Origin of the sequence: Clostridium sp. AF32-7AC (genome assembly GCF_003477925.1) — a bacterium.
GTDB lineage: Bacteria > Bacillota > Clostridia > Lachnospirales > Lachnospiraceae > Otoolea > Otoolea fessa.
The window spans coordinates 90,143-112,100 of the sequence record NZ_QUEG01000007.1 but is presented as its reverse complement, the minus strand read 5'-3'; the positions used below and the strand labels follow the sequence as shown (position 1 = coordinate 112,100).

Genomic DNA, 21,958 nt, shown 5'->3' with positions numbered 1-21,958 from the left:
CTGCTATTTATCATACCATATAATCCCCTTTTTTTGACAGATATTTTTTCATTGACCGTCTTTTCCTATGCAAAAAGCATCTTTGGATCCTTTCATCCAAAGATGCTTTTTTCTTAACATTTCCCATATGCTACCAGCGGTTCTCCCTCACTTACCCCCAGTGACAAGGTATAGTAAAAGACCATGCCGTCAAGCTCTGATTCATAACGATACATCAGGCTGCCGTCAAGCCGCCGGATTTCTCCCAGTAAATCTCCTTTTTTCAGGCAGCTTCCTTCCCGGATAGCCGGATACCAGAATCCATTTCCCGGTGCCTCCAGATAGCGCATGATCCGAATCTCCCTTTGCTCTATTTTCCCGGATGGAAGTACCTCTGATTCCGGGGAGCTTTCTGAATCTTTTAAATTCATTCCTTTGACTGATTCCAGAATACTTTCTGGCAAAATATCCAGATGAACCAGCAGTTCATACAGGTTTATCCGATATGCATCCACCTCCCGTTCTGTCCAACGTCCCAGTCCGCCCCGTTCTAGTAGAAGAGCCGGGATTCCTTTCTGCGCTGCCCAGCTGTACAGACCATTTTTCGCCGTTGATGCCACTCTCCACGACAAAGACAGCGCTCTTGCCGCTGCAGCCGCCTTTTTTTCTACCGTCTCGCCTGCTGCCACCGGAAAAAAGGCAAACGGAACTACCATCTCGTGAATATCTCCACTATGGAGATCCACGAGGAAGTCCGCATCTGGATACAGATACGTTTCCACAGCTGCTGCTATCTTCGCTGACCGGCTTCCCATTTCCGTTCCCGGAAATGCCCGATTTAAATTGACACCATCCTCCGGTACCAGCTGCTTGATTTCCTTATAAAATCCACCTTCATTAGCAATCGGAAGAAATACAACCTCTCCCTTCATCTGCCTCGGATCCAGTTCCTGAATCAGACGGGAAACTGCCAGAATTCCTATGTACTCACAGCCATGTACCCCCGCTGTAACAATCAACCGTTTTCCCGGTCTTGAACCACAGAAAGCCGCCGCTTTCAGGCTGCATTCCTCATCCACCGGAATTTTCAGCCACTGCTTCGTGCCTGCCTCCACCTTCGTTTCATATATTTTCATGTTCTATTTCCTGTTCTGAGAACTTTTCTGCTCCTTTTACTCAATTCCATCTAAACGATCGCCTGCAGCAGCCTGCGCGCATATTCATCCGTTGTCTTTCCCAGCTCCCGGACCGGACGGCATTCTGTGATATGTCCGCGGTATAAAAACAGCACCTCATCGCACAGATAGGTAACCGACGTCAAATCATGCGTAATAAATACATACGTCAGATTCAGTTTCTCCTTTAAATCTATAAGCAGATCCATAACCTGCACCTGCGTATGTGCATCCAAAGATGAAATCGCCTCATCGAACAGAATTATCTCCGGTTCGCAGGCTACCGCCCGGGCAATGCAGACTCGCTGGAGCTGACCGCCGGACAATTCATGGGGATATCGATCCAGAAAATCTGCACTTAGTCCCACCATCTCCATCAGCTCTCCGGCACCTTTTTTTATTTTCTCTCTTGAAAGCTTCCGGATTCCCTTTTTACGTGCTGCTGCCCGCTGTCCCTCCGCCAGAATATCCCGTATACGGAAACGCGGGTTCGCCGAGGTTGTATAATCCTGAAAAACAATACTGATTTTCTTCTGCAGATTCTTTCTCCCCTGACGGTTTCGATAAATCTCCTCCCCATCCAGAAGCACCTGCCCGGAATCCGGTTTTAAAAGTCCGCAAAGGACACGTCCAACCGTCGATTTTCCGCTTCCGGTTTCTCCTAAGATCCCCAGGCAGCTTCCCTTTTCCACCTGCAAAGATACGTCAAACAGCACCTGGTCCCTGGAGGTTCCAAACAATTTATCCTGACGCTCACTCCGGAAGCTGACACATATATCTTTTAATTCAAGCATAATTCCTCCTGATTATCCAGGCAAAGCCGGTAGCGCTCCATGACCGAGCGCCGTGTCTCTGCAAGCATCCGTGTATACGGATCCTTTGCATGCCTTAAGATATGTTCAAAATCGCCCTGTTCGACCAGTTTTCCTCCATTCATCACGACGATCTCGTCCGCAATCTTCGAAACCGCCCCCCAAATCATGGGAGATAAATATCATCGCCGTATGACTTTCTTCCTTGATCCGCTGAAATTCCTTCAAAATTTCAGCCTGGGTGATGGCATCGATTGCCGTTGTCGGTTCATCTGCCACCAGAAGTGCCGGCTTCATCGCCAGTGCCAGCCCAATCATGATTCTCTGAAGCATTCCTCCGGAAAGCTGGTGTGGATACTGCCCCAGCACTTCCTCCGGATTATGAATTCTCATTTTTTCCAATACTTCCAGGGAAATCTCCCGGATCTTTGCCCGATCCCAATCTGTATGGGCTGCAAAGGTCTCGGCCATCTGGCTTCCAATCCGGTAAAGTGGATCAAAGCAGGTCATCGGATTCTGGAGAACCATGCCTATCTTCTGCCCACGCAGCCGCCGCAGTTCATCCCGTCCTGCCCGGCATAGATCCTTTCCCTCAAACCATGCCTGTCCTTCTATCCGGAACTGGCGGTCCAGAAGTCCCAGAATTGCTTTTACCGTCATGCTTTTTCCGCTTCCGGATTCTCCCAGAATACCCAGGCACTGCCCCGGCTCTACCTCAAAGCTTACATTCTCGACCAATTTTTTCTGTTTATTTCTGATTTTCAGTTCTACATTCAGTCCATCCACCCGCAGAATCGGCTGCACCCGCTCATGATTCAGGCTCATTTCTGCACCTCCTTCGGATCCAGCACATCCCGCAGGGCATCTCCCATCAGGTTAAACGCTGCTACCAGAATTACCACCGCAATTCCCGGAACCAGCATCTGTACCGGATTGCTGGTGAGGACATTCTTCGCCTCGCTCAGCATCGCTCCCCATTCCGGTGTCGGTGCCTGTACACCCAGTCCCAGAAATGAGAGGGTTGAAATATTGATAATCGCCCATCCGACATCCAGAGAGGATAAAACTGCCAGATCTGCCGCAATTGACGGTACAAGATGGCGAAATAATATAAAAGATTCTGGTGTTCCTATACATCGTGAAAAGCGCACAAAGTTCCGGTCACGATACTGCATAACACCTGTCCGGATCATCCGCGCATACCAGGCCCATTTAATAAACACATTGGCCAGAATTACATTCTGCACGCTGATTCCCAACAGGGCTACCACTGCAAACACCATGATCTGGCTCGGAAATGAAAGCATTACATCGACTGTGCGCATGATCACCTCTTCCACGATCCCGCGGAAATAACCTGCCAAAAGTCCCATCAACGCTCCCAGGCCAATCGTTCCAAGCATGGTCAGGACTGCCAGCCCCAGCGTCGGACGGATTCCATAAATCATTCTCGACAAAATACACCGTCCCAGATTATCGGTACCAAGTGGATACTGCTGGCTGAATCCGGCAAATTTATTTAAAATATCCGTTGCATACGGATCATTCGGTGCGATAAACGGTGCAAAGATCCCTATGAGCGCCACGATAAGCACCAGACCAATCGTTCCAACGGCCGCCCGGTTTCGAATCAATCGTCCTACCATCAATGACTCTCCTTTCTAAGACGCGGATCTGAAATTGTCTGAAGAATATCAAATAATAAATTAAATCCGACAAATAGTACTCCGATCAATAGCACATACGTCTGGATCACCGGATAATCCCGGTTAAAAATCGAGCTGATACAGAGTGTCCCAAGCCCCGGCCAGGCAAATACATTCTCAACGACGAGCGTTCCGGAAATCAGCTGCGGTATGCTCATTCCGATCGCTACAATACAAGTATGCATCGAATTTTTCAAAATGTGTTTAAGAAGAATCTGCCGGTTTGGAATGCCTCTCACATTGGCATAGAGAACATAATCCTGTTTCATGTTTTCCAACATATTATTGCGGATCAGGCGGATATACGTCGATATATAACTCAATGATACCGTAAACGATGGCAGAATCAGGTGTTTAAAGCTCCCGCTTCCGCTCGTTGGAAGCAGATCCAGCTTGATCGAAACCAGCCAGATCAGAAGAAGCCCTACCCAGTATGCAGGCATCGCCGTTGTCATAAAAACAATCGCCCGCATGATGCGGTCAAACACACCATCCTTATAAACGGCACAGAGCACTCCAATCGGAATGCTCAGTACCAGAACCATCACAAACGATACACCCGCAAGCTGCAGAGTCGCCGGAAGACAGCGCATCAGTTCGCCCGCAACTGTACGGCTCGGATTGACGTAACTGATTCCAAAATCTCCCCTCAGACAGTCAGCCAGCCAGGAAATATATCGTATCAGATATGGTTTGTCCAATCCAAGTTCCGCCCTTACCTGTGCCACCGCTTCTTCTGTAATAATCGGTACCTGGCGGATGCGCAGTGCCACCTCCGCCGGATCGGATGGTATCAGGTTAATAAACACAAAACACACAAACGAAATGATAATAAGAAGCGGAATTGCCGACAGGATTCGTTTTATGATATATTGTTTCATTTATTTTTCCTTTATTTCTTCTCTCCAAAATAGAAATCAGCGAACGGAACCTCATACTGAGTCTGCGTAAAATGGAAGCCCTGCAGATCCGAACGGTAGATTGCCTTATTGCACTCATAAGTAAGCGGAATATAGACCGCATCCTCATGCAGACGGGTCAGCACAAATGTATACAGCTCCTGACGGCGCTCTTCATCCGTGGAAACCAGGATCTCTGTAATCGCATCATCGATATCTGCCTTATCTTCCAGTCCCTGCTGTGCCGCAAAATCTCCATAAACCGGAGCGCGCATCGCCGCCAGGGAGGACTGCGGGTCATACGGAGTTCCCCAGCAGATATTAAATACCATGTCAAAGTTTCCAGCCTTCATACTATCACGGTAAGACTGTTCTTCCTCTCCATGAATGTTCAGGGAGACACCCAGCTTCTGGTATTCGCTCTGGAGGTACTCCGCAATCGCTTTTTCCGTCACACTATCGCTGTTATAAAGCAGCTCCAGTTCCATTTTCTGGCCGTCTTTTTCACGTACGCCGTCTCCAGCCAACGTCCAGCCTGCTTCCTCCAGCATCTTCGTTGCTTCTTCCACATCATACTCATATGGGGGCAGATTGATATCGCAGTAAGGAACGGTAGATGCAAACAGTGTATCCGCCGGCTGTTCCAGACCATAAAAAATACCTTCTGAAATCGCTGCTTTGTTTGTCGCATGCTGAAGTGCCTTACGCACTTCCTTCTCATCCAGAATATCACGGGTTGTATTCAGTACAATCTGCCGGGTCGAGGTCGGATCCGATAACGCAACCGTAAAATTGTCATTTCCCGTATACTGGTTAATTGCATCCGCATCAATCATATTTTTACCGAAAATCAGATCAATTTCCCCTTTTTCCAGTGCCATGATACGCGTCTGATTATCCGGTATTACTTTTACCGTAATCTTTTTGATGGACGGCTGCTCCCCCCAATAGTTTTCGTTTGCTTCAAATACTGCATACTCATCTGTCACAAAATCGGTCAGGACATATGGACCTGTTCCAATGTATTCGTTTACGCCATCCTTTGTGCTTCCGTCCTTCATCGCCTTCGGAGAAATCATTGCAAACGGACGGGTAACTCCCAACTCTGTCAGCAGAGGATAGTACGGCTCCGACAGTTCGATCACAAAGGTTTTATCATCCGGAGCCGAAACCCCAACCAGAAGATTCATCATTTCCAGCCAGGTGTGACGATCTTTGTTTTCAATGATTGCATCAAAGTTTGCCTTGATCGCGTTGGCGTCACACACCTCTCCGTCCGAAAATTTCACTCCATCACGGATGTGGAACGTGTAGGTCTTTCCATCTTCACTGATATCCCAGCTCTCTGCCAGGCAGCCCTCATACCCATTTTCTGTAATATTGACTAAGGTCTCGTAGAGCATTTCCTGTGCATACATTTCACCTGCATACAGATGTGGATTCAGATCACGGATATCCCGATAATTAACAAATACCAGTTCATCCTTCGTGCTCTCTGCCGATGCACTCTGCTCTGATTTTGTCCCTTCTGTACTGTTTGAAGCGTTTCCGCCACATCCAGCCAAGACAGCCATGGAAAGAACACCAGCTGCCGCTATGAGTCTTTTACTTTTTTTCATATATGTCCTCCTGTTATGCCTGACGCAGGTTTGAAAGCCTGCATTTCTTTTATCTACTTTGTTAAAACAATTCGTTTTTACCGGCAGATAAAAGGATAACATAGTTACGCACAACTAACCACTATCGTTTTACAGGGGGATTGCTATAACGATTTGTTATATCTAAACAATTAAAGCATTTTTTTGAAATGTTCTAAAAACCACGCTGCCTCCGCACTCAGCTTTTCTTCATTCTGGTAAATATATCCGATTACCAGAAATGGTTCACTATTCCGGATCTTCAGATTACGGATTGGATATTGTTTATAATCCTCATATAAAAAATCAATTCCCAGGCTGCAGATATCGCTCTGCATCAGGAGATTCATTGTCATATGATCGCTATTGGTATGTACAACCGTATTCAGCATATCCGTGCTGATCGCTCCCAGGCTCACATGGTTTAAATGATGCTCCATTGAGAAAAAATCCCGGATTCCGCTGACGAATTTTAACTGCGGAAGCTCGGTAAAATCGATACTCTCATCCTCATAACGCGGATGATTTGGTCCCACATAAACACAGGCAGGTTTGACATCCAGTTCCTGAAAAGACAATTTTTTGTGGGACAAAATATGCCGGAATGCCGGAACCTGTTTCTGTGCTACATACACAATCCCCAACTCCGAAATTCCCTGGGATACCTGATCACTAATCTCCTCCACACTGCCTTCCCGGTGGGAAATCTGGCACTCGCAGCCATATTTCTTATAAAAATCTGTCAGAAGCCTCGCAATCATGTTGCTCGGGTAGGTAGAAACGGTAAATTTCCGTTCCTGCGTATCTTCTGCCAGCGAGTTAATAAGACTCACATGATTTAAAATATTGTGTGCATACTCCCGGACCGTTTCTCCATATGGGGTAACCCTGAGCCCTCTGCTTGTCCGCTCAAATAACGCACGCCCCAGCTCCTGTTCCAGCATCCCGATCACCTTGCTGACATTTGGTTGGGATGTGTATAGGCATTCTGCTGCCTGATTAAAACTGCCTTTTTCACAGGCAACCATAAAATATTCAAGCTGTTTTAATTCCATTGAAGTCCTCCTTCTGTTGTTCTCCATTCCACCTTATGTTAGCTGCAACTAACCAGAATACAAAAATCAAGAGGCACACAGCTTGCGCAGCCTATGCACCTCTCTTTCGATTCCAAAAGTGCCTACCCGCGGACAGTAACCCCTTTTTCGCTAAAAAACGATCCGCAGTACAATCACAATTCCCAGATAAGCCAGAAGAATCAAGTAGGTAATCCGGTCTCTCCTCTCATAATGCAGCGGCTTCATCTTGGTCCGCCCACTTCCGCCCCGGTAGCAGCGCGCCTCCATCGCCATCGCCAGATCCGTCGCGCGGCGGAACGCCGATACGAAAAGCGGTACCAGAATCGGGATCATGCTCTTTGCCCGCTGTACAAGATTGCCAGATTCAAAATCAGCACCTCTCGCCATCTGTGCCTTCATGATCTTATCCGTCTCCTCAATCAGGATCGGGATAAAGCGCAGCGCGATCGACATCATCATCGAGATCTCATGCACCGGCACATGGAGACGGTTCAGACATCCAAGGCTCTTCTCCAAGCCGTCCGTGAGCTGGTTCGGGGTCGTCGTCAGCGTCATGACAGAGGAACCAATCACCAGATACATCAGGCGCAGACCCATGAAAACTGCCAATCGCAAGCCCTCATGCGTCACTTTTAAGAACCCTATCTGGAAAATCACCCGTCCATTTGTCAGAAACAGGTTAAAGCTGATACTGATAAGTAACAGGAACACGATCGCCTTGAGTCCTCGCACGATAAATTTAAATGGTACGCGTGAGGCGCGGACCGCCATCGCCAGAAATACGGTCGCTACCGCATAGCAGAGCAGGTTATCCGCGAAAAATAATGAAATAATGTAGATCAGCGTTCCAAACAGCTTGGTACGCGGATCCAGCCGGTGAACCACTGATTCGACCGGATAATACTGTCCGATTGTGATATCCCGTATCATTGTTTCTCCCTCCGCTTGTTATACAGCGCCAGAATCGCCTCCCACGCCTCTTCTACCGTCGTGATCGCGTCGTCGATCGGAATCCCGCGCTCCCGAAGTCCCTGCACTACATAAGTGATCTGCGGCGCGGCAAGACCGATCGCCTCTAATTCCTTGTAATGGCGGAATACCTCCTTCGGCGTATCGTCAAACATCTTCACGCCGTCGTTCATGACCATGATGCGGTCCACGTAGCGCGCCATGTCCTCCATGCTGTGGGAAACCACCAAAATCGTCAGCCCGTGCTCCCGGTTCAGGCGCTCGATCTGACCTAAAATCTCATCGCGCCCCTGCGGATCGAGTCCCGCCGTCGGCTCGTCGAGGATCATCATCTCCGGACGCATCGCCAGTACACCCGCGATCGCGACGCGGCGTTTCTGTCCGCCGGAAAGTTCAAACGGGGACTGCTTATAAAATTTTTCATCCATGCCGACCAGCTTTAAGGCATGGCGGGCACGTTTTTCCACCTCTTCCTGCGGAAGCCCCAGATTTTTCGGTCCGAAACAGACGTCTGTAAAAATATCTGCCTCAAAGAGCTGGTACTCCGGATACTGGAACACCAGCCCCACTTTACTCCGCAGATCCTTTAATTTATAACCCTGGCTGTAAATGCTGACACCCTGATACTTAATGTCGCCGCTGGTCGGCTTGATCAGACCGTTTAAATGCTGAATCAGGGTCGATTTTCCCGATCCGGTATGACCAATCAGACCGACAAATTCGCCGTCCTGAATCTCAAAACTTACGTGCTTTAATGCCTGGCGCTCTAACGCCGTGCCCTCGCCGTAGGTGTAGCACAAATCTTCTACCTGTATTGCCATCTCTATTCCTCTTTCAAAATCGGTACCAGTGCGTCCAGAAGCTCCGATTTACGAAGGATTCCATCCGGAAGCGGCATTCCCTTTTTCTGCAGCTCCCACGCAAGCTCCGTCACCTGCGGCACATCCATCCGGTATTGTTTTAGCTCCTCCACGCGGGAGAAAATCTCCTTCGGCGTGCCGTCCATCACGATATGACCGTCATCCATGACGATCACGCGGTCTGCATCGACCACCTCTTCCATATAATGGGTGATCAGCACCATCGTGATTCCTTCCGCCCGGTTTAACTCATGGACGGTGCGGATAACCTCCTTGCGTCCGTTCGGATCAAGCATCGCCGTCGGCTCATCGAGCACGATACATTCTGGTTTCATCGCCATGACACCCGCGATCGCCACACGCTGCTTCTGTCCGCCGGACAGATGGTTCGGGGACTGCTTGCGGTACATCGTCATCCCGACTGCCTTTAAGCTCTCATCCACTCGCTTCCAGATCTCCTCGGTCGGAACTCCGATATTTTCCGGACCGAATCCGACGTCCTCTTCCACTATATTTCCTATGATCTGGTTATCCGGGTTCTGAAAGACCATGCCCGCATTTTTGCGGATATCCCACAGATGCGCCTCGTCCCTCGTATCCATCTCCGATACAAAAAGCGTACCGTCGGTCGGGCTCAAAATGCCATTGATCTGCTTGGCAAATGTGGACTTGCCGGAACCATTGTGTCCCAGGATCGCCACAAAGCTGCCCTTCTCAATCTCCAGATTCACATGATCCAGGGCGCGCTTTACTTCCTCTACCTGCCCCTCTTCATCGCGTCTTATATAATCAAATACAAGATTGACCGCTTTTATGATATTCATGTATTTTTCCTCCACAGTATGTCCGCCTGACCGGACATTACCGTTCATTGTAGAAGAATTTTCCCCGGTAGTCAAGCGGTTGTTCCGAATTGTTATCTTTTTTTGAAAATAAGTTTACTTTTTGTCTGCCCGCCCCAGGTACAGACTACCTATTTGATCGCATATTCCGCGTAAATTTCAAAGAAATCCGCGTCATTTTTCTCGAACTCCGAGGTCAGATCCAGACTGTCCCAGAGCCCGCTGCTGTAAGAAACGGAGATCGTATTGCTGAACCGGTCGTAGATCTCCTGAAAGGCGCGTTTTTTCCGCTCCTCGTAGATGCGCTCCTTGCGCGCCGCCGTCTCGTCCTCGTCGTAATCGTCCGTACATTTGAGCACATAGTACGCGTCGTCCGCATGGATCACCTGGCTGACTGCGCCCTCGGCAAGGGAAAATGCCTCTTTCTCATAGGCATCCGACTCATCACCGCGCCCCAGCACCCGGTCACTCACCGTCAGCCCCGCCTCCTCGGCACAGGACTGGAAATCGGCATCTTCCTGCGATGCCGCCCGCTGGAAGGCGTCTGCCTCGCTCTCATCCGATGTCTTTATCTGACTGACATGGATCACCTTTGCCTCACTGTCGCTGACCTCCAGCGCCACATTGTCCGTGAGCTGTCCCGCCAGCTTCTCCGCCAGACCATAATCCTCATAGATATGCTGGACATCCGCCTCTGTCACGCCCATCGAGTCAATCGCCGACTGCGGCAGACGCCCAAAATACTCGGCTGCTGCCCGGTCCATCGCCGCCCGCTCCTCTGAAGTCAGGGAAATCCCCCGATCGGCTGCCAGCAGGTTCATGATTTTCAGCTCATCCATAAACGAACGGATCTGTTTTTTTAGATACGTTTCAAAATCATCGCCCTTTTCTCCAACTGAAACGCCCCAGATCTGATCCGTACAGACCTCCTCATAGCGTTTTTTCTCCGTCATGGCAATCACCATCACTTCCGCGCGGGAATAACCCTTTTCATTCTTCTTTCCCACCACGATCGTGCTGCCGTCCGAGCCGCATCCAGTCAAAAGCCCCAGGCTGAGCGCCAGCCCCGCAAGCAGGGCACACGCCGCCCGGTGGATATGGTTTGTCTTCCTTTTCTGTTTCTGCATGGATACTCCCTTTCTCCTGCATATTTTAGCAATTCCTGTCACATATTCTCTCTGAGCGGCTGATTTATTACTGTTCACACATATGACCAGCAGCGCTGCGTTCTGTCAATCCTTCCACTCTGGTTCACGGTCTGCCACCACGTTTTCTTACGGCACTTTCGGTTCCAAAAGTGCCTACCCGTGAACAGTAACTTTCTTTCCATCCGCCATCCACCTCAGGCCGTATGCTTGAGCAGATCTTCTATCTTCTCCGGGCAGATCCGCTTCAATTCCTGATAGAGCCTTCCGACCGGCAGCCCCATCACATTCGTGTAAGAACCATCGATTCCGCGGATATGCGCGGCAAAACTTCCCTGAATGCCGTATGCACCCGCCTTGTCCATCGACTCGCCGCAGTCTACATACGCCTCGATCTCCGCATCGCTCATCGGATATACATCCACCCGCGTCTCAACCGCAAAGCAGCTCTCCCGATCCTCAGTCAGGATCGCCACGCCCGTGTATACACTGTGGCTGCGCCCCTGGATCCGTCCGATCATCTCAAGCGCCTCATCCCGATCCGCCGGTTTTCCTAAAATCTCGTCATCCACACTGACAACGGTATCGGAACCAATGATAATCCCGGAAAATAGGATTCCCGTCGTCCGCGCCTCCTCACGCACCTGCGCCATCACATCGCGCGCCTTCTGTCCCGCCAGTTCCATCACAACCTGCGCCGGTTCCGTACAGAGCGGATTTTCCTCCAAAGTGCTCGGATGAATCTCCGGTTTCAGCCCAATCCGCTCCAAAAGCTCCCTGCGGCGCGGAGACGCACTCGCCAGAATTAACCGGCAGGCTGGTTTGATATTTTCTATGTCTCTTCTCTGTTCCATTGTTCTGTTCTCATTTCCTCAGTTTCATTTAACGCTTAAATACACGTTATCCCTATATTTATACCATCTATCAGCCAAAATGAAAAGATCCGATGTTCGTTATATGAACATCGGATCGAGAATAAATGCAATCAAAATGCCTAAAATCGCGCCTGCTGCTACCTGTATCGGCGTATGCCCCACGTATTCCTTCAATTTTTCCTGTAATACCACGCCGTCCAGCTTGAGGAAATCATCGAAAAGCAGGCGGTTCAGAACTCTTGCCTGCTTTCCTGTCTCCTGCCGGACACCGATCGCGTCATACATAACAACCATCGCCAGAATAAAGCTGATGGAAAATTCAAAGCTTCCCACTCCGTACCGCAGCGCCGCCGCCGTTGCCAGCGAACATACAGTGGATGAGTGGGAACTCGGCATACCGCCGGATCCAATCAGACGCTCCGGGTTGAACGAATGGTTCAGCCCGATGTCCAGAATCGTCTTGAGCACCTGGGCGACCACCCACCCGGTCACGCCGGTCATCAGCGTCTGGTTTGATGTCAATTCCTGAAAAAAAGTCATGTTTCTCTCCTGTACTATCTTAATTCCTCTGTTTTCTTCCACACATATGCCACTGTCCTAAATCACTCGGTTCGTCATTAATATCCTATCAGCCAGTCATACAATTCCTGATATTTTCCAGCCGATGTCTGCCAGGAAAAATCAGCCGCCATGCCGCGGTCTACAATCTTATTCCACTCGCGCTTCTTATTATAATAGATGTATTTTGCATAGCGGATGCAGTCGAGCATCTCATGTGCATTGTAGTTAGCAAAGGAAAATCCTGTTCCGGTTCCATCGTATTCATTGTATGGCCATACAGTATCCTTGAGACCACCCGTCTCACGAACGATCGGCACGGTTCCGTAGCGAAGCGCCATGAGCTGGCTCAGCCCACATGGTTCAAACAGCGACGGCATCAGGAATGCGTCACAGGCTGCATATACCTTATGCGACATATCTTCCGAATAATAAATATTAGCGGAAACACGATCATTGTACTTCCAGTCATAGTGGCGGAACATATTTTCATACCGTTCATCTCCGGTTCCCAGCACAACCAGCTGTACATCTTCCGTACAGATCTCATCCATCACACACTGTACCAGGTCAAGTCCCTTCTGGTCGGTCAGACGGGAGACGATACCGATCATGAACTTTTTCTCGTCCTGCGCCAGTCCCAGCTCCGCCTGCAGCGCCTTTTTATTCTTGGATTTCTCCTTGCGGAATGTCTTTGCGTTATAATTTTGTACGATCCGTTTATCTGTCTCCGGATTAAATTCATCGTAATCGATACCATTTAAGATACCGCGCAGACTGTTGCTTCTCGCACGCATCAGGCCGTCCAGTCCCTCGCCGTAGAACGGAGTCTTAATCTCCTCCGCGTAGGTGTTGCTGACCGTCGTGATCGCATCCGCGTATACGATGCCGCCTTTTAACATATTGCCGTCTTTGTAAGCTTCCAGCTTATCCGGTGTAAAATAGTAGTCCGGCAGCTCAGAGAAATGCTGGATTGTCTTCACATCCCACACCCCCTGGAACTTCAGGTTGTGGATCGTCATGACGGACTTGATATCCCGGAAGAACTCGCCGCCGTGGAATTTGTCCTTGAGATGCACCGGGATAAGTCCCGTCTGCCAGTCGTGGCAGTGGATGACATCCGGCTTGAAGCCGATCACCGGCAGGGATGAGAGAGCCGCCTTGCAGAAGAAGGAAAACTTCTCCAGATCGTAATACCAGTCCCCATACGGGCGGTCACCCCAGAAATAACTCTCATTATCAATAAAATAGAAGGTCACGCCCTCATATTCATATTCCAGGATGCCCACATACCGGTTCTGTCCCAGATAATCCATATAAAAATGGTTCACATACTTCATTTCATTGCGGAATGACTCTTTGATGCACAGATACTTCGGGATCATGACACGCACATCAAAATACTGCTTATCAAAACATTTTGGAAGGGATCCGACAACGTCTGCCAAACCTCCTGTTTTGATAAATGGAACCGCCTCCGATGCAATAAACAGAATATTCTTCATAGCTACTACCTCCCAACCGTGCCCGCTCGCGATCTGGCACCCTATTAAAATTATTATACAATAGAATCAGGGAATTAGAAAGTAGGCGACAGAGAAAAAAATCGGGAAATATATGACAAATAGTTCCGATTTGCAGACTGTATTTTCTGAATTGGATATTTTGCATAGTACCGGATGAATTATAAATTTTACCGCTTCCTATGAAACAAAAATAAAAGACGGAGCCGAAAAGGAAATTATGTTTTCTCTTCGGCCCCGGCTTTTGTATAATCAGGGATTGATCTCCCTGTATTTCTTCATCGTCCGCGCAAACAGCTCGCCGTTGGACGGCGGCGTGTACGTGATCGCATTGGCTCCTGCCTCGATCGTCTCCAAAATCGATTCATTAGTCGGTCCTCCGGTCGCGATAATGGCAACGTCCGGATACTCCTTCCGGATCTCGGCTACCATCGATGCGGTGGCGGCAGCGCCTGATACATTTAAAATATCGGCTCCCGCCTCCAGTTTGCGGCGGACATCCGTGTGAACCGAAGCAATCGTCGCAATGACCGGAATGTCAACCACCCGCTTGATCTCCGTGATGACCTCATCCGCGATCGGCGCATTGACCACTACACCGTAGGCTCCCTGATGTTCTGCCTGAAGCGCCAGACGGACGGAACGCTTTCCTCCGGTCAGACCGCCGCCGACCCCGACAAACACCGGCACATCCGAGATGCTGATGATCGACTGTGAGATAGCTGCCTGCGGAGTAAACGGATAAACTGCGATGATCGCATCCGCGTTGATATTTTTGATGATTGCCACATCCGTTGAGAAGGCGATCGATTTGATACGCTTTCCAAAGATGCGGATTCCTGAACATTCACTGATACAATACGGACACATAATCGTGTGATCCCGCAGGGTTCCATTGTACGCCGGTACTTTTTTTTTCATAGGCAATTCTCCGTTCTTTTAGCTGCTTTCCTGACCTCTCTGTCCAGCTGTTTTATACAGGGGCAGTTTTTCAGTCCTGCATCTTTTATTTCCCCTTTATCTTATCATACACACATTTACCCATGCAATCAGTCACTTTCATAAATGTGTTACAATCGTGTTAAAAAGGCTTACAGCACTTTCGGCTCCAAAAAGCACCGCACGATTTTATACATCCCGCTTATAATCCAGGCAAATCTTGTCAACAATCAATGCGATAAATTCCGAATTGGTCGGCTTTCCTTTCCCTGTGCTGACGGTATATCCAAATAGATCGTTGATCGTGTCCATCTTGCCGCGGCTCCATGCGACCTCAATCGCGTGGCGGATTGCCCGCTCGACACGGCTTGAAGTGGTCTGGCGCTTCTTGGCGATGGTCGGGTACAGGATTTTCGTCACAGAACCGAGCATTTCTTTATCACTGACTGACAAAATAATCGCATCCCGCAGGTACTGATATCCCTTAATATGAGCCGGAATCCCAATCTCATGCAGAATCTGCGTCACATCGCTCTCCAGATTCTGTCTTTCATATTCCGCCGACACCATATACGGCTCCACCTTCCGGTTGCCCGCCAGGGTCGAAGCGCGGTTCCTGTAATTCTTCAGGCGATGTACCTTGTCTAAAACCGCCTCCTTCGAAAATGGCTTTACTATGTAATAACAGGCGCCCATCCGAAAAGCATCCGCTGTCAGATTCTCGCTGCTCGCAGCTGTAATCATAACAAAGGAAGTGTCAGCTGAACAGTCTTGATTTGTCTTGATGCGCTCCATAACCGAAATTCCATCCATTCCCGGCATCACTACGTCCAGAAATACAATATCCGGCTTTGTCTTTACGATCATATTATAGGCATCGGTTCCGTTTTCCGCTTTTCCGACCACCTGAATCTCCTTATCACTTTCCAGTATATTTCCAAGCATATCCAATGCCTGACGATTATCCTCTGCGATCGCAATCTTCATTTCTGCCATAATATTCTCCTCCTCGGCACCTGTGATGATTAAAATAATTATAAATTCTTTTTTTAACAAGTTTCAACTCGTTTTGATCGCGCAGTTCGACACTCAACGCTCATTTTGTCTATCAATTCTTTTGATGCAAAATAAATTACACAAGATGCAAACTATATATAAGCATGTATTGTAGCTAACCGTATCTGTTAAGATTCCGCTATAAACCTTCTACCGCCCAGCCGCCATACGCCTATCTAACGATCCCTTATCACCACGTTTTACCGATTCCGGTCGAAAGACACACAAAATACACGCAATTAAAAAGCCTCCACGACCGGTTTCTGAACATGAAAATTCCATCTTTGCAGATCAAGTTTCGATAAATTCCTATAAAAAAACAGAGTTACGCCATAGCCATACAACTATAACATACTCTGTTATCGTGTTAATGCAACTGGCTGCCATTTTACAGGCCCTATAGCTTTGCGTCGCAGCTTTTCAACTGTTTTGCCAAATATGTAATTTGCTCTATTATATACGCTTTTTTTATATCCTGTCAATAAAGAGAGCAAAAACTTTGTACTTTGCATGTTACTGTTCACACACGTGTGCCCAGCAACAGGATTTTGCCGATGCTGCGTATTCAAAATCGGCAAAATCTGCTGCCAGAACTGTATCATATGGAATTTTCAGTCCAGAAAATTCCCACTTGTAAACAGTTACTTTGCATCCAGATTCAATGTCCCAGCATATTCTCCACCAGAATCCCATACCCTCGCGTCGAATCCTGAATAAAAACGTGCGTGACTGCTCCGATGAGTTTTCCGTTCTGGATGATGGGGCTGCCGCTCATGCCCTGGACGATCCCGCCGGTCAGGGACAGAAGTTCCGGATCGGTTACGCGGATGACCATGTCCTTGTTGTGGCGGTTGGAAGAGTGGTCTATTTTCTGAATCTCAATCTCGTAGTCTTTCAATTCCCCGGACACGCTGCTGCGGATGCAGGCACGGCCTTTTTTGACGTCCTGACGGTAACCGATCGGAATTGCAGGGTTCTTTACCCGGCTTAAAAAGCGCGGATTTGCCGTCCCGAAAATGCCTTGATCCGTATTCGCCTCCACACTTCCCAGCCGCGACTGATTTCCATAGTAAATAACGCCCGACATCACGCCCGGCTTTCCGAAACTTCCCTTCTCCACGCCCAGAATCTCCGTATCGTATAGTTCGCCGCCGGAGGTCTGCACCAGAAGTCCCGTGTCGCCGTCGCTGATACCGTGTCCCAGCGCTCCAAACGCGCCGTTAGCACATACATAGGTCATCGTACCGATGCCCTGCGTATCGTCGCGGATCCACAGCCCAAGCTTATAGTCTCCCTCCTGCGTCTGTACCGGCGTCATCTGTACATCCATCGTCTCTCCCTCGCGGCGCACTGAAAGTGTCAGAGCCATATTTCCCGCTTCCTTGACCGCCCGTATCATATCTTTCTTGTCCGTCGCCGGCGTCCCGTTGATTGCCTCGATATAATCTCCAGAACGCAGGATCCCGTCCGCCGGATCTATCACTTCCCCCGTCTGTGCCGTCACCCTTCCGGTTCCAATCACCATCAGTCCATCGGATTTCATGTAAATACCCACCGGCAGCCCACAGGGAACCGCGTACTGGACGTCCGACACATCTACCTCGATATCCTTTAATTTCCATATTCCAAAGAGTTTGAGACTTAAACGGTACGTTCCCTCCTGTTCAGAATAGATGGAAAAGGGCTGGTTGAGCTGCAGATGGATCTGGTCGGACGGAATTTTAGAGCTGCCGTTTAGAACCACCTCCTCGCTCTCACTTTCCAGCAATGCCCGAAACGGCAGCCCAAAGCGAACTTGCTCCTGCCGATCCACCACCACATTGATGCGGTCGGGAACCGCGTTCTTCACATATTGATAAGACACACCGGCAAGCGCAATGACCCCCGCACCAAAGATTATCAGCAGAACACGGCGAAGTTTTTCCTTCCGACTTATTGTTTTCCACATACCAGAGTTTTTTCGCACGGTTTTTCCTCCTTCTACTCTTATGTACCTCCCCCGTTCCGTAGATTCCGCACTGCGGCGAATCTCAACGAAATGCAGATGTACACTCTGTTTGAATCCAAGAACTTGTTCGATAAAATCGTTTAATCCTAGTATGCGGAAAACCGTAAAATTCAGTCTGCTATTTTTGCGCCATTCTTTCTATTTTTTTCATTCAAGTGTTATTAAAACCCTGACTTTTTCTCAAGGTAAATGGAAAACCTGAAAAATTCCATTCTAACGTCAAAAAACCCGGTTCAGAAGACAGATTTCTCTGTCTCCCAAACCGGGGGTATAAAATCATCTTATGATTCAAAACTTGCGTAAAAGAACGAAGATTTGATACAACTTAAACAAACGAATCTATCTAAATTATACCAGCTCTAACAGAACTTCCATAGCGCCGTCGCCCTTACGCTGACCGATCTTAACGATACGGCTGTAACCACCATTGCGGTTAGCGTACTTCGGTGCAAGCTCATCAAACAGCTTAGCCGGCATATCTACCTTCTTAGTGTTTTTCTTCTTGCCTGCTCTTGCAGTCGGAACGTCTGTTACATCGTAGAGAACCTTCAGCATCTGTCTTCTAGCGTGAAGTCTGGAAGCTTTATCTTTCTTGATCTCTTTCTCTACTTCGTCGTAAACGGTAACTTTCTTGCCGTCAACAACTTCTTTTACTCTCTTGCCGTTCTCGTCTTTGCGAGCTACCTTAGCGGTAACTTTAACGGTCTCGAAGTTATCTTTCTCTTTTACTGCCAGAGCGATCAGACCCTCAGCGATCTTCTTCACTTCTTTTGCTCTTGCCTCAGTGGTAACGATCTTGCCGTTGAATAACAGTGCGGTTACCAGGCTGCGCAGCATTGCTTTTCTCTGACTGGAAGTTCTTCCAAGTTTTCTATATCCTGCCATGATTCTTTCTCCTCCATTTGCGGAAGCCGACACTCATGCCCTTTGGACTTACTGAATGTCTGCTATATAAAATATAATTGTTTGATGGTTATGCAGGGACCTGTGCCATTCGGACTTACCCGTCCCCGTATCTGCATGAAAGGGACGCACTGCAAAGCACGTCCACCCACGCGGTATCTTAAGCCTCTTCGCTCGGGTTGAGCTGCAGACCTAATTCTTTCAGTTTTGCAAGAACCTCTTCCAGGGATTTGCGGCCCAGATTTCTGACTTTCATCATATCTTCCGGTGTGCGGTTGCACAGCTCCTCCACTGTATTGATTCCGGCTCTCTTTAAACAGTTGTAAGAACGAACGGATAACTCCAGCTCGTCGATGTTCATCTCAAGCACTTTCTCTTTCTCGTTGTCTTCCTTCTCTACCATAACCTCTGCGGTCTTGGCATTCTCGGAAAGGTCAATGAAGAGGTTCAGATGCTCGCTCAGAACCTTTGCTGCCAGGCTGACAGCTTCGTCTGGTGCCAGCGTTCCATTTGTGTATACATCTAATGTCAGCTTATCATAATCTGTCACCTGACCCACACGGGTGTTCTCAACGGTCATATTGACACGCTCCACCGGTGTGTAGATAGAATCAACAGCCAGAACTCCGATCGGAAGATCTTCACTCTTGTTCTTATCTGCGCTGATGTAGCCGCGGCCCTTCGTGATCGTCAGCTCCATGTAGAATTTGCTGTCCGCGCCGCCGCTTAATGTAGCGATGACCTGGTCCGGATTCAAAATCTCAATGTCAGAATCAGCGTGAATGTCAGCTGCTGTGATGACGCCTTCGCCCTCGAACTCGATATAAGCCGTCTTCGGCTCATTCGTCTCGCTGCTGTTTTTGATCGCCAGACTCTTGATGTTCATGATAATTTCAGTTACATCCTCTTTTACACCAGGGATAGAACTGAACTCATGCAAAACGCCGTCGATTTTCACTTGACTTACTGCTGCACCAGGCAAAGAGGAAAGCATAATTCTTCTTAAAGAATTGCCTAATGTGGTACCATAGCCTCTTTCCAGCGGTTCAACCACAAATTTGCCATATCTTTTGTCTTCGGAAATCTCAGCAATTTCAATTTTTGGTTTTTCAAAATCGAACACGATAGCCCCTCCTTTTGGGAACATTTTTGAGGGTCTGCCATACTCTTGTAGTCTCGGAATCTCCCAAGCAGCTGCCAAAGCAGATACATGGGAGATTCTGGACTAACATAATAGTAATACTTCTTATTATTTGGAGTACAGCTCGACGATAAGCACTTCGTTTACAGGAACGTCAATTTCGTCTCTGCTCGGTAACTCTTTAACAGTACCTTTCAGGTTCTCAGCGTCAACTTCCAGCCATGCCGGTACCATTCTTCCGCCGGTTACCTCAGCGATATCTTTATATCTCTGTGAAGATTTATACTTCTCTTTGATCTCGATTACATCGCCAGCCTTAACTAAGTAGGACGGGATGTTTACGCTCTTGCCGTTTACGAGAACGTGCTTGTGATCTACGATCTGACGTGTCTCTTTTCTTGTACGGCCAAAGCCCATTCTGAATAATACATTATCCAGTCTGCACTCCAGAAGGATCATCAGGTTAGCACCGACCTGACCGTTCATTCTGGATGCTTTTGCATAGTAATTTCTAAACGGTTTCTCTAACACACCGTAGATGAATTTTGCTTTCTGCTTCTCTCTCAGCTGGAGTGCATACTCGCTCATCTTTCTGTTGGCTCTCGTTAATTTTCTCGTTGATTTCTTGTCGATTCCTAAATAAACCGGATCAAGGTCAAGAGATCTACATCTTTTAAGTACAGGAACTCTATCTACTGCCACTTTACTTGCACCTCCTAATTAGACTCTTCTACGTTTCGGCGGACGGCATCCGTTATGCGGAACCGGAGTTACGTCCTTAATGCTTGTTACTTCCAGACCACATGCCTGAAGAGCACGGATTGCTGCTTCACGACCGGATCCCGGACCTTTTACCATAACGTCTACAGACTTTAAGCCATGGATAAGAGCTGCCTTCGTTGCAGTTTCTGCAGCCATCTGAGCTGCATATGGAGTAGATTTCCTTGAACCTCTAAATCCCAGACCGCCTGCACTTGCCCATGACAAGGCATTACCCTGTGCATCTGTTAAAGTAACGATTGTGTTATTAAAAGATGACTGGATGTGCGCCTGTCCGCGTTCAACGTTTTTCTTTACACGCTTTTTTGTCACTTTCTTGCCAGTGGACACTTTTTTAGCCATTTTAAACTAACCTACTTTCTCAAATATTGAATCCTGTTGCTAAACCTAACCTGATTCAGTTTCCTTGTTACTTAATTATTTCTTCTTGTTTGCTACTGTCTTTCTCGGACCCTTACGAGTTCTAGCGTTGGTCTTTGTCTTCTGACCACGAACCGGAAGGCTCTTTCTATGACGGATGCCTCTGTAGCATCCAATCTCCTGCAGTCTCTTGATGTTCATAGCGATCTCTCTTCTCAGATCACCCTCAACCACCTGACTGTCAGCGATGATTGCCGCAAGCTTCTTAACTTCGTCGTCAGTTAAGTCCTTAACACGAGTGTCAGGATTAACTTCAGCTTCGGCCAGGATACGGGCTGCACTTGCTCTACCGATACCGTAGATGTAAGTCAAGCCGATCTCTACGCGTTTCTCTCTTGGTAAATCGACACCTGAAATACGAGCCATGTGTGTAGTACACCTCCATTAGTTTTTCTTACTTCTTCGTTGATAATGTATAAATTTGCTTAAACTACTGAACAACTCATCCGAGTGGTTCATAATAGAAAGCCACGCGAAAAAATAGGTGCTAAATCAAATTAGCCCTGTCTTTGTTTGTGCTTCGGATTCTCACAGATTACTCTGATACTGCCTTTTCTCTTGATGATCTTGCACTTTTCGCAAATTGGTTTAACCGATGATCTAACCTTCACAGCAATTCTCCTTTCCGTAATAGTCCGTCCAATCTCGGACATAC

General features: G+C 48.2%; 24 protein-coding genes and 1 riboswitch. All 24 genes read right to left on the bottom strand.

Features of this window, described 5'->3' with window-relative positions; translation table 11 throughout:
• Positions 1-113 precede the first annotated feature (113 nt).
• Positions 114-1,115, bottom strand: a complete 1,002-nt coding sequence (locus DWZ45_RS10985; protein WP_118469089.1) for a succinylglutamate desuccinylase/aspartoacylase family protein — start codon at positions 1,113-1,115, stop codon at positions 114-116.
• Between the two features lie 50 nt (positions 1,116-1,165).
• Positions 1,166-1,948: a dipeptide/oligopeptide/nickel ABC transporter ATP-binding protein gene (locus DWZ45_RS10980; protein WP_117796485.1), complete on the bottom strand. Its 783-nt coding sequence runs from the start codon at positions 1,946-1,948 to the stop codon at positions 1,166-1,168.
• Positions 1,936-2,091, bottom strand: a complete 156-nt coding sequence (locus tag DWZ45_RS14670; RefSeq protein WP_243023477.1) for a hypothetical protein — start codon at positions 2,089-2,091, stop codon at positions 1,936-1,938. Before DWZ45_RS14670 ends, DWZ45_RS10980 begins: the two co-directional genes overlap by 13 nt.
• Positions 2,054-2,791 (bottom strand): ABC transporter ATP-binding protein, encoded by a 738-nt coding sequence (locus DWZ45_RS10975; RefSeq protein ID WP_243023476.1) that lies wholly within the window; start codon positions 2,789-2,791, stop codon positions 2,054-2,056. Before DWZ45_RS10975 ends, DWZ45_RS14670 begins: the two co-directional genes overlap by 38 nt.
• Entirely contained in the window at positions 2,788-3,612 is an 825-nt protein-coding gene (opp1C, locus tag DWZ45_RS10970; protein ID WP_107000778.1) for a nickel/cobalt ABC transporter permease, read from the bottom strand. The genes DWZ45_RS10975 and opp1C overlap by 4 nt, the downstream gene beginning before the upstream one ends.
• The gene (opp1B, locus tag DWZ45_RS10965) at positions 3,612-4,553 is read right to left on the bottom strand and encodes a nickel/cobalt ABC transporter permease (RefSeq protein WP_118469087.1); all 942 of its coding nucleotides are present in this window, start codon (positions 4,551-4,553) and stop codon (positions 3,612-3,614) included. The genes opp1C and opp1B overlap by 1 nt, the downstream gene beginning before the upstream one ends.
• Positions 4,554-4,564: 11 nt before the next feature.
• Positions 4,565-6,190, bottom strand: coding sequence for a nickel ABC transporter substrate-binding protein (gene nikA, locus DWZ45_RS10960; RefSeq protein ID WP_118469085.1), 1,626 nt, complete (start codon positions 6,188-6,190; stop codon positions 4,565-4,567).
• Between the two features lie 170 nt (positions 6,191-6,360).
• Positions 6,361-7,263 (bottom strand): LysR family transcriptional regulator, encoded by a 903-nt coding sequence (locus DWZ45_RS10955; RefSeq protein ID WP_107000780.1) that lies wholly within the window; start codon positions 7,261-7,263, stop codon positions 6,361-6,363.
• Between the two features lie 150 nt (positions 7,264-7,413).
• Positions 7,414-8,214 (bottom strand): energy-coupling factor transporter transmembrane component T, encoded by an 801-nt coding sequence (locus DWZ45_RS10950; RefSeq protein WP_118469083.1) that lies wholly within the window; start codon positions 8,212-8,214, stop codon positions 7,414-7,416.
• Positions 8,211-9,074: an energy-coupling factor transporter ATPase gene (locus tag DWZ45_RS10945; protein WP_118469081.1), complete on the bottom strand. Its 864-nt coding sequence runs from the start codon at positions 9,072-9,074 to the stop codon at positions 8,211-8,213. Before DWZ45_RS10945 ends, DWZ45_RS10950 begins: the two co-directional genes overlap by 4 nt.
• A gap of 2 nt (positions 9,075-9,076) precedes the next feature.
• Positions 9,077-9,937, bottom strand: a complete 861-nt coding sequence (locus DWZ45_RS10940) for an energy-coupling factor transporter ATPase (RefSeq protein WP_118469121.1) — start codon at positions 9,935-9,937, stop codon at positions 9,077-9,079.
• Positions 9,938-10,086: 149 nt separating this feature from the next.
• Complete coding sequence (locus tag DWZ45_RS10935; protein WP_107000783.1) at positions 10,087-11,082, bottom strand: peptidylprolyl isomerase; 996 nt, start codon at positions 11,080-11,082, stop codon at positions 10,087-10,089.
• A 215-nt stretch (positions 11,083-11,297) separates the two neighbouring features.
• On the bottom strand, positions 11,298-11,954 hold the full coding sequence (locus tag DWZ45_RS10930; RefSeq protein ID WP_118469080.1) for a Maf family protein: 657 nt from the start codon (positions 11,952-11,954) through the stop codon (positions 11,298-11,300).
• Between the two features lie 99 nt (positions 11,955-12,053).
• Positions 12,054-12,515, bottom strand: coding sequence for a divergent PAP2 family protein (locus tag DWZ45_RS10925; protein ID WP_117796491.1), 462 nt, complete (start codon positions 12,513-12,515; stop codon positions 12,054-12,056).
• A 77-nt stretch (positions 12,516-12,592) separates the two neighbouring features.
• Complete coding sequence (gene glgA, locus DWZ45_RS10920; protein ID WP_022358456.1) at positions 12,593-14,038, bottom strand: glycogen synthase GlgA; 1,446 nt, start codon at positions 14,036-14,038, stop codon at positions 12,593-12,595.
• 270 nt (positions 14,039-14,308) lie between these two features.
• Positions 14,309-14,977 (bottom strand): hydrolase, encoded by a 669-nt coding sequence (locus DWZ45_RS10915; protein WP_117796493.1) that lies wholly within the window; start codon positions 14,975-14,977, stop codon positions 14,309-14,311.
• Between the two features lie 207 nt (positions 14,978-15,184).
• On the bottom strand, positions 15,185-15,991 hold the full coding sequence (spo0A, locus tag DWZ45_RS10910; protein ID WP_117796494.1) for a sporulation transcription factor Spo0A: 807 nt from the start codon (positions 15,989-15,991) through the stop codon (positions 15,185-15,187).
• A gap of 428 nt (positions 15,992-16,419) precedes the next feature.
• A riboswitch (cyclic di-GMP riboswitch) is annotated at positions 16,420-16,495 on the bottom strand.
• A 214-nt stretch (positions 16,496-16,709) separates the two neighbouring features.
• A complete protein-coding gene (spoIVB, locus tag DWZ45_RS10900) occupies positions 16,710-18,017 on the bottom strand; it encodes a SpoIVB peptidase (protein WP_338126546.1) in 1,308 nt (435 codons plus the stop codon).
• Between the two features lie 390 nt (positions 18,018-18,407).
• The gene (locus tag DWZ45_RS10895) at positions 18,408-18,944 is read right to left on the bottom strand and encodes a L17 family ribosomal protein (protein ID WP_022360547.1); all 537 of its coding nucleotides are present in this window, start codon (positions 18,942-18,944) and stop codon (positions 18,408-18,410) included.
• 178 nt (positions 18,945-19,122) lie between these two features.
• Complete coding sequence (locus DWZ45_RS10890) at positions 19,123-20,085, bottom strand: DNA-directed RNA polymerase subunit alpha (protein ID WP_107000788.1); 963 nt, start codon at positions 20,083-20,085, stop codon at positions 19,123-19,125.
• A gap of 126 nt (positions 20,086-20,211) precedes the next feature.
• A complete protein-coding gene (rpsD, locus tag DWZ45_RS10885) occupies positions 20,212-20,805 on the bottom strand; it encodes a 30S ribosomal protein S4 (protein WP_107000789.1) in 594 nt (197 codons plus the stop codon).
• A gap of 18 nt (positions 20,806-20,823) precedes the next feature.
• Positions 20,824-21,225, bottom strand: coding sequence for a 30S ribosomal protein S11 (gene rpsK / locus DWZ45_RS10880; protein WP_022360550.1), 402 nt, complete (start codon positions 21,223-21,225; stop codon positions 20,824-20,826).
• Positions 21,226-21,300: 75 nt separating this feature from the next.
• Positions 21,301-21,669, bottom strand: coding sequence for a 30S ribosomal protein S13 (gene rpsM / locus DWZ45_RS10875; protein ID WP_022360551.1), 369 nt, complete (start codon positions 21,667-21,669; stop codon positions 21,301-21,303).
• 131 nt (positions 21,670-21,800) lie between these two features.
• Complete coding sequence (gene rpmJ / locus DWZ45_RS10870) at positions 21,801-21,914, bottom strand: 50S ribosomal protein L36 (RefSeq protein ID WP_003497809.1); 114 nt, start codon at positions 21,912-21,914, stop codon at positions 21,801-21,803.
• Positions 21,915-21,958: the final 44 nt, after the last annotated feature.